The organism is Kitasatospora misakiensis (assembly GCF_042656005.1).
Taxonomy (GTDB): domain Bacteria; phylum Actinomycetota; class Actinomycetes; order Streptomycetales; family Streptomycetaceae; genus Kitasatospora; species Kitasatospora misakiensis.
Window position 1 is genome coordinate 1 of the sequence record NZ_JBHSOF010000064.1, and the last position, 12323, is coordinate 12323.

General features: G+C 71.0%; 8 protein-coding genes and 3 pseudogenes. All 11 read right to left on the reverse strand.

Going from position 1 to position 12323, the window contains the following annotated elements; all coding sequences use genetic code 11:
- Positions 1 to 240: 240 nt before the first annotated feature.
- The 11 genes and pseudogenes from ACFP3U_RS32490 to eccD all read right to left on the reverse strand — a co-directional run bounded on the left by ACFP3U_RS32490 (position 241) and on the right by eccD (position 12298).
- A complete protein-coding gene (locus ACFP3U_RS32490; RefSeq protein ID WP_380229341.1) occupies positions 241 to 1926 on the reverse strand; it encodes a ribonuclease J in 1686 nt (561 codons plus the stop codon).
- A 171-nt stretch (positions 1927 to 2097) separates the two neighbouring features.
- Complete coding sequence (gene dapA / locus ACFP3U_RS32495) at positions 2098 to 2997, reverse strand: 4-hydroxy-tetrahydrodipicolinate synthase (protein WP_380229342.1); 900 nt, start codon at positions 2995 to 2997, stop codon at positions 2098 to 2100.
- 261 nt (positions 2998 to 3258) lie between these two features.
- Positions 3259 to 3708, reverse strand: a pseudogene (gene thyX / locus ACFP3U_RS32500) (FAD-dependent thymidylate synthase); the annotation flags it as partial.
- A 3-nt stretch (positions 3709 to 3711) separates the two neighbouring features.
- Positions 3712 to 4290 (reverse strand): annotated as a pseudogene (locus ACFP3U_RS37105) (HNH endonuclease); the annotation flags it as partial.
- A 327-nt stretch (positions 4291 to 4617) separates the two neighbouring features.
- A pseudogene (locus ACFP3U_RS37110) lies at positions 4618 to 4899 on the reverse strand (FAD-dependent thymidylate synthase); the annotation flags it as partial.
- On the reverse strand, positions 4896 to 5402 hold the full coding sequence (locus tag ACFP3U_RS32510; RefSeq protein ID WP_380229343.1) for a hypothetical protein: 507 nt from the start codon (positions 5400 to 5402) through the stop codon (positions 4896 to 4898). The pseudogene ACFP3U_RS37110 and the gene ACFP3U_RS32510, both read right to left, overlap by 4 nt.
- A 7-nt stretch (positions 5403 to 5409) precedes the next feature.
- Entirely contained in the window at positions 5410 to 6156 is a 747-nt protein-coding gene (dapB, locus tag ACFP3U_RS32515) for a 4-hydroxy-tetrahydrodipicolinate reductase (RefSeq protein WP_380229344.1), read from the reverse strand.
- 14 nt (positions 6157 to 6170) lie between these two features.
- A complete protein-coding gene (locus tag ACFP3U_RS32520; RefSeq protein ID WP_380229345.1) occupies positions 6171 to 7523 on the reverse strand; it encodes a M16 family metallopeptidase in 1353 nt (450 codons plus the stop codon).
- A gap of 130 nt (positions 7524 to 7653) precedes the next feature.
- A complete protein-coding gene (locus tag ACFP3U_RS32525; RefSeq protein WP_380229346.1) occupies positions 7654 to 9861 on the reverse strand; it encodes a polyribonucleotide nucleotidyltransferase in 2208 nt (735 codons plus the stop codon).
- Between the two features lie 463 nt (positions 9862 to 10324).
- A complete protein-coding gene (gene rpsO / locus ACFP3U_RS32530; protein ID WP_093860318.1) occupies positions 10325 to 10615 on the reverse strand; it encodes a 30S ribosomal protein S15 in 291 nt (96 codons plus the stop codon).
- 195 nt (positions 10616 to 10810) lie between these two features.
- The gene (gene eccD / locus ACFP3U_RS32535; RefSeq protein ID WP_380229347.1) at positions 10811 to 12298 is read right to left on the reverse strand and encodes a type VII secretion integral membrane protein EccD; all 1488 of its coding nucleotides are present in this window, start codon (positions 12296 to 12298) and stop codon (positions 10811 to 10813) included.
- Between the last annotated feature and the right edge of the window lie 25 nt (positions 12299 to 12323).

Here is a 12323-nt window from a genome sequence, read left to right on the forward strand (position 1 = left end):
CACACCGGCCCTCCGGGCGCTTCGTTCTTTCGTGTTTCCAGCTTATCAGATGTTTCCGCTCCGTTTTCCGGAGTTTCTTTCGTCCGATTTGCTTCGGCCTTTCGGCGCCCCCGAACTCTATCAGAGTTTCTCGGGCCGTTTTCCCGCTCCGTTCTCGAATTTCATTTCGAGGACTTCGACTGGGGGCCGTCCCGTGGGGCAACCCGGAGAACATTACGCACCGGGTTGCCCCACGTCAAATCACACCTCGACGACGACCGGCAGGATCATCGGGCGCCGGCGGTAGTTGTCCGCCACCCACTTGCCGAGGGTCCGGCGCACGAGCTGCTGGACCTGGCGGACCTCCAGGACGCCGTCGCCCGCCGAGCGGTCGAGCGCCTCCTGGAGCCTGGCCGCGACCTGGACGAACGCGGCATCGTCGATGCCGGAGCCGCGGGCCTGGATGCTCGGGCCGCCGACGATCTTGCCGTTGGTGGAGTCGACCACCACGAAGCAGGAGATGAAGCCCTCCTCGCCGAGGATCCTGCGGTCCTTGAGCGAGGCCTCGGTGATGTCACCGACCGAGGAGCCGTCCACGTAGACGTAGCCGGCCTGCACCTTGCCGACGATGCGCGCGACGCCGTTCTCCAGGTCGACGCAGACGCCGTCCTCGGCGATGACGACGCGGTTGCGCGGGACGCCGGTGGCGATGCCGAGGTCGGCCGCCGCCCGCAGGTGGCGCCACTCGCCGTGCACCGGCATGAGGTTGCGCGGCTTGCAGATGTTGAAGAAGTACAGCAGCTCGCCGGCCGAGGCGTGGCCGGAGACGTGCACCTTGGCGTTGCCCTTGTGGACGACCTTGGCACCCCAGCGGGTCAGACCGTTGATGACCCGGTAGACGGCGTTCTCGTTGCCCGGAATCAGCGAGGAGGCCAGGACGACGGTGTCGCCCTCGACGATGCGGATCTGGTGGTCGCGGTTGGCCATCCGGGACAGCGCGGCCATCGGCTCGCCCTGCGAGCCGGTACAGATCAGCACGACCTCCTTGTCCGGCAGGTCGTCGAGCTGCTTGACGTCGACGACCATGTTGCCGGGCACCTTGAGGTAGCCGAGGTCGCGCGCGATGCCCATGTTGCGGACCATCGAGCGGCCGACGAAGGCGACCTTGCGCTTGTACTCGTGCGCGGCGTCCAGCACCTGCTGGATGCGGTGCACGTGGCTGGCGAAGGAGGCCACGATGATGCGCTTGTCCGCGTTCGCGAAGACGTTGCGCAGCGCCGCCGAGATGTCCCGCTCGTGCGGGATGAAGCCGGGGACCTCGGCGTTGGTGGAGTCCACCAGCAGCAAGTCCATGCCCTCCTCCGCCAGCTTGGCGAAGGCCGGCAGGTCGGTCAGCCGGCCGTCGAGCGGCAGCTGGTCCATCTTGAAGTCGCCGGTGGCGACGACCATGCCGGCGGGCGTGCGCACGGCGACGGCCAGCGCGTCCGGGATGGAGTGGTTGACCGCGATGAACTGGCAGTCGAAGGGGCCGATCCGCTCGCGGTCGCCCTCCTTGACCTCCAGGACGTACGGGCGGATGCGGTGCTCGGCGAGCTTGGCCTCGATCAGCGCGAGGGTGAGCTTCGACCCGATCAGCGGGATGTCCGGGTTCTCCCGGAGCAGGAACGGGACGGCGCCGATGTGGTCCTCGTGGCCGTGGGTGAGGACGATGCCGTCGATCTTGTCGAGGCGGTCCCGGATGTAGGTGAAGTCCGGGAGGATCAGGTCGACGCCGGGCTGCTCGTCCTCGGGGAAGAGGACGCCGCAGTCGACGATGAGAATGCGGTCGCCGTACTCGAAGACCGTCATGTTGCGGCCGATCTCGCCGAGACCGCCGAGCGGGGTGATGCGCAGGGCGCCCGCCTTGAGGGCCGGCGGCGTGCCGAGTTCGGGATGCGGGTGGCTCAAAAGACTCTCCTCACGACGCACGCCATATGTCCGGGGTCCTCCCCCGTGAGACATATGGCGTGCGTTCTCAGTGTCGGTTTTCCTACCAGGTCGGTGCTCTCGCGCCTTCGGTCCGGTCCAGCGGCGGTCCCGTGAGGGTCCGGCGAGCCGGGGCGCGCACGTCTGTGTCTGTTACAGGTCTACCCCGCCGTCGGCGAGATCCTTCTTCAGTTGCGCGATCTCCTCGGGAGTCGCGCCGATCAGGGGCAGCCGCAGCGGGCCGGCGGGCAGGCCCTGGAGCTCCAGCGCGGCCTTGGCCAGGATGACGCCCTGCGTGCGGAAGATACCGGTGAAGACCGGCAGCAGGCGCTGGTGGACGGCCGTGGCCTTGGCCACATCGCCGGCCAGGTAGGCCTCGACCATGGCGCGCAGTTCGCCGGCGACCACGTGCCCGACCACGCTCACCACACCCACGGCCCCGACCGACAGTAGCGGCAGGTTGAGGATGTCGTCACCGGAATACCAGGCGAGGTCGGAGCGGGCGATGGCCCAGGACGCGGCGCCGAGGTCGCCCTTGGCGTCCTTGTTGGCGACGATCCGCGGGTGCTCGCCCAGCCGGACCAGCGTCTCGTGGCTCAGCGCGACGCCGCTGCGGCCCGGGATGTCGTACAGCATGACGGGCAGTTCGGTGGCGTCGGCGATCCGCACCATGTGCTGCTGCAGGCCCTCCTGCGGGGGCTTGCTGTAGTACGGCGTGACGGCCAGCAGGCCGTGCGCCCCGGCCGCCGCGGCCTGGCGGGCCAGCTCGACGCTGTGGTGCGTGTCGTTGGTGCCGACGCCGGCCACAACGTGGGCCCGGTCGCCGACCGCCTCCACCACGGCGCGGACGAGCTGGGCCTTCTCGGCGTCGCTGGTGGTCGGGGACTCGCCGGTGGTGCCGTTGACGACGAGGCCGTCGTTGCCGGAGTCGACGAGGTGCGCGGCGAGGCGCTGGGCGCCGTCGAGGTCGAGGCCGCCGTCGGCGGTGAACGGTGTCACCATCGCGGTCAGGACCCGGCCGAAGGGCGTCTGGGGGGTGGAGGTCGGAGCCATGTGTCCAAAACTACTCGTAGGCGGTGGGGCGACACCCAGGCCGGTCCACGGTTCGGACGGCCGTGCCTTCCGGGCCGGTCCGGGAACGGCCCGGTTCGGCGCCCGCGGAGACGGTTCCAGCAGCGTAGACATGGGATTCCGGTGCTGCGTGCTCGGGGGTTCAAGCAGCACCGGAATCCGTGTTCACGAGCGTAAGGAGCGGTCAGAAATGCCGCAATCCAGACATGCCCGGCACTCTCCCCGGATGCCCGTCGTCGCAGGTCAGGGCGCGACCCGGCCGTGCTTCTCGAAGGCCGCACGGGTGAGCGGCATGAGCTCGGCCCACCGCTCCTCCATCCGCTCGGCGACCATCTCGATCTCGCGCTGCGGGAACGACGGCACCGCCGCGTTCTCCCGCTTGGTGCGCAGCGACAGGAAGTGCATCAGCGAGCGGGCGTTGCAGGTCGCGTACATCGACGAGTAGAGGCCGACCGGCAGCACCGCGCGGGCGACCTCGCGGGCCACGCCGGCCGCCAGCATCTCCTGGTAGCGCTGGTCGGCCTCGCGGTAGGCGGCCTCCATCGAGGAGCTGACGGTCTTGTGCTGCTCGGGGGTGCCGTCGACGAACTCGTAGCGGCCCGGCCGGCCCTGCTGGACCAGCTTGCGCTCCTCGGCGGGCACGTAGAACACCGGCTGGAGCTCGCGGTAGCGGCCGGACTCCTCGTTGTAGGAGTTGTGGACGACGATCCCGTTGGCGAGGAAGTTGTGCCAAGGGCCTTCGACCGCGAGGTCGTAGGTCGGCTCCTCCCCATCGTCGGCGATCCCGGTGACCAGCTCCGCCTTCGCCAGCGCCACCTTGCCACCGCGCCTGGCCAGTGCCTGTTCGCTGTTGCTCTTCTCGGTGTGGCACTCCGCACAGGCCGGCGCGAGGTTCTTCTCGTCCAGTGCCTTGCCGAGGTCAAGGGCGACCGGGACGACGTGATCGAGTTCCAAGGCCTCGCGGGGGAACGTCCGCGAGCAGAGGTAGCAGATGTCCGACTCGTCGATCAGTCGGTTGCGCTGCATCGAGGTCCAGACGCCGATGCCCCGTCGCAGGCTCGGCGGGACCAGCGCCTCCGAGGGGCGGGCGGCGGTCCCACCGGTCATCACCGAGTCGCCGACGGCCAGCTCGCCCGCCTTGCGCCAGCCGTCCGGAGTGAGGATCGCGTGGTCCTTGCTGCACCGCAGCTGCCTGCCGCTCGCGGTGGTCAGCCGGATGAGCGGCTTTACGCCGGACTCCATGACATCGACGATCCGCGCCCGACCGGCGAGCATGGTCCGCTCGTCGAAGCAGCGCACGTGATTGCGGCGGACCGACTCCAGCTTCCGGACGCGCTTACCGGGGTGCAGCTCACGGAACTCCGCGACCGCGGCCGCCGCGGCCTCCTGGGTGTCGTGCAGGCCGAGGTGGTGCGTCTCGCCCTTGAACTTGACCTGGGCCCGCCATTTCTCGGACTTCTTGTGCCAGGTGACGCCGCCCTTGGCGGCCGACAGCCGGTCCTCGACGCCGACGTGCCACTGCTGGTGGAGCTCGGCGATGGTCCGACGCTTGAGCGAGCCGTCCTTGCCCTGGAGGGTGATCTCCGTGTCACCGGCGAGACACCAGCCGCTGCGGTGGCGGTGGAACTCGCGGAAGACGAAGATCGGCGCGCTGATGAAGAAGGTCATCGAGTTGTGCTCGAACGGCGTGCCGTGCCGGTCGCGCATCAGGAAGTTGATCAGGCCCGCGGACTTCTCCGGGTCCTGCTGGAGCGCCTCCAGGGACTGCTCGCCCGCCGTCGAGACCCGGGCCGCCCAGATGACGTCCGAGTCGGCGGCGGCGCTGCGGACCAGGTCCACGGTGACGTCGCCGCGGAACCGGGGGGCCGTCGTGTCCTCGCTCACGCGCTACTCCTCGCAGCCTTGCTGATGGTGGTGCCGGCGCCACCCGCGGAGGCGGTGCCGGCACCGGTGGTGCGGTGCAGCCGGATCGCGTGCTGCATGGTCCTGCGGGCGCGCGGCACGTCGCCGGCGTCGGCGTACGCGACCGCCAGGCGGAAGAAGACCCGCCAGTCGCCGGGGGCGGCCTCGGCCTCGGCCTTGCGGCGGGCGAACACCGCGTCCGCCGAGGCGCGGTCGATCCGCCCGCCTTCGGTGCGCTCCAGCTCGTCGACCGGCAGGCCGCCCTCGGCCTCCAGCTCGCGGGCGAGCCGCTCGCTGTCCCGCCCGAAGCGGACCGTCTGGCGCAGGAACCAGAGGCCGATGACCGGGATGACGAAGGCGCACGCGCCCAGGCCGATGCCGAGCGGCTTGCCGGTGGCGACGAGCTGGACGCCCTCGCCCACGCAGATCAGCGCGACCAGGGCCAGCACGCCGGAGAGGGCGAAGAAGCCGGTACGAGAGGTCATCCGGGGCTCACAGGTCCAGGAAGTGTTCGAGGCCCAGGGTGAGCCCGGGCGTCTCCACGACCTTGCGCACGCCGAGCAGGATGCCCGGCATGAAGCTGCTGTGGTGCAGCGAGTCGTGCCGGATGGTGAGGGTCTCGCCGGTGTCGCCGAACATCACCTGCTGGTGGGCGAGCAGACCGCGCAGCCGCACCGCGTGCACCGGCACCCCGTCGACGTCGGCGCCGCGGGCGCCGGGCAGGCCGTGGGTGGTCGGGTCCTGCTGCGGCGGGCGCCCGGCCTCCGCGCGGGCGGCGGCGATCAGCTGGGCGGTGCGGGTGGCGGTGCCGCTGGGGGCGTCCGCCTTGTGGTCGTGGTGCAGTTCGACGACCTCGACCGACTCGAAGTACTTGGCCGCGGTCTGCGCGAACTTCATGCCGAGCACGGCGCCGATCGAGAAGTTCGGCGCGATCAGCAGACCCAGCTCCGGCGCGCCGGCGAGCCGGGCCCGGACGGCGTCGAGCCGCTCGTCCGTCCAGCCGGTGGTGCCGGTGACCACGTGGATGCCGTGGGAGAGGCAGTAGTCGAGGTTGCCCATCACCGAGTCGGGGTGGGTCAGCTCGACGGCCACCCGCACCCCGGCGTCGGTCAGCTCGGAGAGCTCCGACCCGCGGCCGAGGGTGGCGACCAGCTCGAGGTCCGGGGCGGCCTCGACGGCCTTGACGGCCTCCGAGCCGATCCGGCCCCGGGCGCCGATCACGGCGACACGCAGCGTCATGGTGGGGAGTCCCTTCAGGCCAGCAGGTCGGCGAGCTTGGCGGCCCGCTTGTCGGTGATCGGGCCGATCAGCGCGAGCGAGGGCCGGTACGCCCCCAGCACATCACGGGCGACCTCGTGCACGTCGTCCAGGGTCACCGCGGCTATCCGGGCGAGCATGTCGTCCACCGACAGGTGGTGGCCGTAGCTCAGCTCGGCCTTGCCGATCCGGTTCATCAGCGAGCCGGTGTCCTCCATGCCGAGCACGGTGGAGCCGGAGATCTGGCCGATCGCCCGCGCCAGCTCCTCCTCGGTGATGCCCTCGGCGACCACCTTGGCGAGCTCCTCGCGGCAGATCCGCAGCACCTCCTCGACCCGCTTGGGCTGGCAGCCGGCGTAGATGCCGAACAGGCCGCTGTCCGCGTACGAGGAGGAGTAGGAGTACACCGAGTACGCCAGGCCGCGCTTCTCCCGGACCTCCTGGAACAGCCGCGAGCTCATCCCGCCGCCGAGGGCCGCGTTGAGCACGCCCATCGCCCAGCGGCGGTCGTCGTGCCGGGGCACGCCGGGCACGCCCAGCACCAGGTGGGCCTGCTCGGTGGAGCGGTTGAGCACCTCGACCCGGCCCGCGGTGCGCAGCACCTTGACGCCGCGGCGGGCCTCGGTGGGGAGGGCCTCGGACTTGGCGAGCAGCGGGGCGAAGGCCCGCTCGACCTGCCGGACGACCTTGCGGTGGTCCAGGTTGCCGGCCGCGGCGACGACCAGGTGCTCGGGCTTGTAGCGGCGGTGGAAGAAGTTCGCGATCTGGTCGCGGGTGAGCGACCGGACGGTCTCCTGGGTGCCGAGGATCGGACGGCCGAGCGGGCCGGTGCCGAAGATCACCTTGGCGAAGAGGTCGTGGACGACGTCACCCGGGTCGTCCTCGGCCATCGCCATCTCCTCCAGGATGACGCCGCGCTCGGCCTCGACGTCCTCCGGGCGGATCAGCGAGCCGGTGAGCATGTCGCAGACCACGTCGATGGCCAGCGGCAGGTCGGTGTCGAGCACCCGCGCGTAGTAGCAGGTGTTCTCCTTGGCGGTGAAGGCGTTCATCTCGCCGCCGACCGCGTCCAGGGCGGCCGAGATGTCCAGCGCGCTGCGCCGCTCGGTGCCCTTGAAGAGCAGGTGCTCCAGGTAGTGGGTGGCGCCGTTGAGCTGCGGGGTCTCGTCCCGCGAGCCGACCCCGACCCAGATGCCGAAGGTCGCGGAGCGCACCGTCGGCAGGGTCTCGGTGACGACGCGCAGGCCGCCGGGGAGGACGGTGCGGCGCACGGTTCCGGCGCCGTCCGCGCCCTTCAGCAGGGTCCGGGTCGTGCCGGGGCGCTGCGTCGCCGCCGAGGCCAGGGCCACGGGGGTACCTCCGTAGAAAGCAATCCGTCGAGGAGCATGTCGAAAGCAGGGTCGAAAAGCAGGGGGCACAACAGGGTGCGGCCCGCACGCCGCTGGGGGCGTGCGGGCCGCGGGATCAGCTAGCGGCGCTTCACTCGGAAGCGGCCTCGCCGTTCTCCTCGCCCTCGACGACCGGGATCAGCGAGAGCTTGCCGCGCGGGTCGATCTCGGCGATCTCGACCTGCACCTTGGCGCCGACGCCGAGGACGTCCTCGACGTTCTCCACGCGCTTGCCGCCGGCCAGCTTGCGGATCTGCGAGATGTGCAGCAGACCGTCCTTGCCCGGCATGAGCGAGACGAACGCACCGAAGGTCGTGGTCTTGACCACGGTGCCCAGGTAGCGCTCGCCGACCTCCGGCATGGTCGGGTTGGCGATCTGGTTGATCGTGGTGCGGGCGGCCTCGGCGGCCGGGCCGTCGGCGGCACCGATGTAGATGGTGCCGTCGTCCTCGATCGTGATCTCGGCGCCGGTGTCCTCCTGGATCTGGTTGATCATCTTGCCCTTGGGGCCGATGACCTCACCGATCTTGTCCACCGGGATCTTGATGGTGATGATGCGCGGCGCGTTCGGGGACATCTCGTCCGGGGAGTCGATGGCCTCGTTCATCACGTCGAGGATGTGCAGACGGGCGTCGCGGGCCTGCTTCAGCGCGGCGGCGAGCACCGACGCCGGGATGCCGTTGAGCTTGGTGTCCAGCTGCAGGGCGGTGATGAAGTTCCGGGTACCGGCGACCTTGAAGTCCATGTCGCCGTACGCGTCCTCGGCACCGAGGATGTCGGTGAGGGTCACGTAGTGGGTCTCACCGTCGATCTCCTGGGAGATCAGGCCCATGGCGATACCGGCGACGGCGGCCTTCAGCGGCACACCGGCGTTCAGCAGCGACATGGTGGAGGCGCAGACCGAGCCCATCGAGGTGGAGCCGTTGGAGCTCAGCGCCTCGGAGACCTGGCGGATCGCGTAGGGGAACTCCTCGCGGGTCGGCAGGACCGGCAGGATGGCCCGCTCGGCCAGCGCGCCGTGGCCGATCTCGCGGCGCTTCGGCGAACCGACGCGGCCGGTCTCGCCGACCGAGTACGGCGGGAAGTTGTAGTTGTGCATGTAGCGGCGGCGGGTCTCCGGGGAGAGCGTGTCCAGCTGCTGCTCCATGCGGAGCATGTTCAGCGTGGTGACACCCAGGATCTGGGTCTCGCCGCGCTCGAACAGGGCCGAGCCGTGCACCCGCGGGATGGCCTCGACCTCGGCGGCCAGGGTGCGGATGTCGGTGACGCCGCGGCCGTCGATGCGGACCTTGTCCGTGATGACGCGCTCGCGGACGATCTTCTTGGTCAGCGCGTTGTAGGCGGCGCCGATCTCCTTCTCGCGGCCCTCGAACTCGGGCAGCAGCTTGTCGGCGGCCAGTGCCTTGACGCGGTCCAGCTCGTTGTTGCGCTCCTGCTTGCCCGCGATGGTGAGGGCCTGGGCCAGCTCGTCCTTGACGGCGGCGGTCAGCGCGGCGAGCACGTCGTCCTGGTAGTCCAGGAAGACCGGGAACTCGCCGGTCGGCTTGGCGGCCTGGGCGGCCAGCTGGGCCTGGGCGGCGCAGAGCACCTTGATGAACGGCTTGGCGGCGTCCAGACCGGCGGCGACGATCTCCTCGGTCGGCGCCTCGGCGCCGCCCTCGACCAGCTTGACGGTCTTGTCGGTGGCCTCGGCCTCGACCATCATGATCGCGACGTCACCGTCGGGCAGCGTACGACCGGCGACGACCATGTCGAAGACGGCCGACTCCAGCTCGCTGTGGGTCGGGAAGGCCACCCACTGGCCGTCGATCAGCGCGACGCGCACGCCACCGATCGGGCCGGAGAACGGCAGGCCCGCCAGCTGGGTGGAGGCGGAGGCGGCGTTGATGGCCACCACGTCGTACAGGTGGTCCGGGTTGAGCGCCATCACGGTGACGACGACCTGGACCTCGTTGCGCAGGCCCTTGACGAAGGACGGGCGCAGCGGGCGGTCGATCAGGCGGCAGGTGAGGATCGCGTCCTCGGAGGGCCGGCCCTCACGACGGAAGAACGAGCCGGGGATGCGGCCGGCGGCGTACATCCGCTCCTCGACGTCCACGGTCAGCGGGAAGAAGTCGAAGTGCTCCTTCGGCTGCTTGGACGCGCTGGTGGCCGACAGCACCATGGTGTCGTCGTCCAGGTAGGCGGCGACGGAGCCGGCCGCCTGACGGGCCAGACGGCCGGTCTCGAAGCGGATGGTACGGGTGCCGAAGGAACCGTTGTCGATCACGGCCTCGGCGTAGAACACGTTCTCTTCCACCTGGAAGATCTCCTCTTTCGTACGTCTCCGGGAGAGCGTCCCCGCGCATCGCCTGCGTGCTGACCCTGGACGGTCCGGGCCGGTCTTCGATCGAAGCCTCCGGTGGACCCGCTTCGGTCTGCGGGGCCTCCGGCGGCCACTACCGAGGACCGGCGCCTCTCGGCCGGCCGGATTCGGACGGGCGGTCCGCGTCTGGACGCTCTCTCGGATGCGGGCGGCTTCCGTTTGAAGCCTTCGTCCCGCGGAAGGGTTGGGGTCCTGCTGCCCGGTGGCGCGCTTTCGGCGCCATCACCCGGCATGCCCACAACCCTACGGTGCAATCCTCGGCCACCCGGGGAGGTGCGCGCGAGTTGTTATGCCCGGTCGGTGCGTGCGGGCGCCGCTGCGGGCGCCCCGGTCGTCGACCGCGTCATACGCGCGAGGGGCGGCTCCCCGGTGTGGGGAGCCGCCCCGAGCGGCGTTCTCAGCGGGCGCCGCCGGCGGCACCGCGACGGATGCCCAGGCGGTCGACGAGCGTACGGAAACGCTCGATGTCCTTCTTGGCCAGGTACTGCAGCAGGCGGCGACGCTGGCCGACCAGGATCAGCAGGCCACGACGCGAGTGGTGGTCGTGCTTGTGGGCCTTGAGGTGCTCGGTCAGGTCCGAGATGCGACGGGAGAGCATGGCCACCTGGACCTCGGGGGAGCCGGTGTCGCCCTCCTTCTGGCCGAACTCGGCGATGATCTGCTTCTTGATGTCAGAGGCGAGAGCCACTGCAACTCCTTCGAGGTGATACCGAGCGTTCCTGGTCTACGGCACAGGACTCTGCGAGAACTCGGTGTCGTGTACGAACGCGGCCGTCGATCGGCGTCCCACCCGGGGACGGACACACGGCTGCGCTCGGAGGCCAAGCGTAGCAGGGCCGCCGACACGGATCGTCGGCGGCCCCGGTACCCGGATCGGCCGGGATCAGCCGGTGGCGCCGCGGACCAGCCGGTAGACGTCGAGGACCGCCAGCGCCAGCGGGACGAGCGACATCAGGGTGAGGCTGTCGACCAGGTCCAGGATGCGCCCCCAGAAGGGCGAGACGCCGAGCCGGGGCACCACCAGGGCGATCGCGGTGAGCACCGCGGCGCCGAAGGCGATCGAGGCGGTCAGCCAGACGGTGCGCAGGTCGACGTCGGTGGAGCCGAGGCCGGCCCGCAGCACGAACTGCGGGGTGTGCAGGGAGAGCCCGACGATCAGCAGCGACAGGCCGAGCAGGCCGGCGATGGTGAGCGCGAAGACCTGGGCGCTGTAGCGGAACAGCCGGGCGCGGAGCATGGTGGCGAGGCCGAGGACGAGCGCGAGCAGCTCGGGGAAGGCCTCGTCGGTGAAGCCGAGCACCGCGCAGGCGCCGACGATCACCGCGGCGCAGCCGCCGACCAGGCCGACCAGCACCTCGTGGCCGCGGCGGGCCTGGTGGGCGATCCGCTCGTACTGGACCAGCTCGGCGCGCGCGGCGTCCTCGTCGCGGTCCCGGCCGCGGCCGCGGGTCTGGGTCTGGGTCTGGGTCTGGGTCTGGCCGGGGGCGCTGTAGCCGACGGGCAGCCGGGCGAAGCGGGTGGACAGGCCGGGCAGGAAGCCGATCACGGCGACGGCGCCGACGCCGGTGACCGCCGCGATGTGGTTGGCCGGGGTGCCGGGCAGCAGGACGGCGGCGAAGGTGGCGAGCGCGCCGGCCGCGGCCAGGAAGGCGGCGGCGACGAACATCGAGTCCTTCTCGGGCAGCAGGCCGACCAGCAGCACGGCGACCACCAGGACGGCGACGCAGCCGGTCAGGAACTGGAGCCGGCCCGGGCCGTCCAGCGGGCCGCCGGTGGGGGCGAGGACGCCGCTGCCGGCGATCAGGGCGTGCGGCAGGGCGCCGAGGCCGAGCGCGAGGCCGGCCCAGGCGTCCCGGTAGACCCGGGCGCGGACGCCGGCGAGCGCGGTGAGCACCACGGCGGCGACGCCGGACAGCACGCCGGGCAGGCCGTGCATGTCGTGGCGCAGGTCGGAGAACCAGAGGGCGAAACCGAGCAGGGTGAGCAGCACGCCGGCGCCGATGAGGCCGAAGGCGCGCATCAGCTCGGGGCTCCAGAACCGGCGGTCGGTCTCGCCGGCGGTGGCGATCGCGTCGGCGACGTCGTCGTAGACGGCGGGCGGCAGCGACTCGGCGAACGGGCGCAGGTTGAGCAGGTCGCCGTCGCGCACCTGCTGGGCCGCGAGCGAGCGGCCGCCGTCGAGCACCGTCCCGTCGCGGCGGACCAGGTGGAAGCCGGTGGGGACACCGTCGGGCTGGGTCTGGCCGGACAGTCGCAGCACCTCGGGATACACGTCCGCGAGCGGGACGTCCTCGGGCAGGGCGACGTCGATCCGGCTGTCCGGGGCGACCACGGTGACCCGGCAGAAGCCGGTGGTGGCGGGCGTCGTCATGCCCGTACCTCGTTCGCTCGACGCA

What these genes read in the sequence shown, in the direction of transcription:
- dapA (WP_380229342.1), bottom strand. Translation starts at nt 2,997, where the DNA reads ATGGCTCCGACCTCCACCCCCCAGACGCCCTTCGGCCGGGTCCTGACC.
- ACFP3U_RS32510 (WP_380229343.1), bottom strand. Translation starts at nt 5,402, where the DNA reads ATGACCTCTCGTACCGGCTTCTTCGCCCTCTCCGGCGTGCTGGCCCTG.
- dapB (WP_380229344.1), bottom strand. Translation starts at nt 6,156, where the DNA reads ATGACGCTGCGTGTCGCCGTGATCGGCGCCCGGGGCCGGATCGGCTCG.
- eccD (WP_380229347.1), bottom strand. Translation starts at nt 12,298, where the DNA reads ATGACGACGCCCGCCACCACCGGCTTCTGCCGGGTCACCGTGGTCGCC.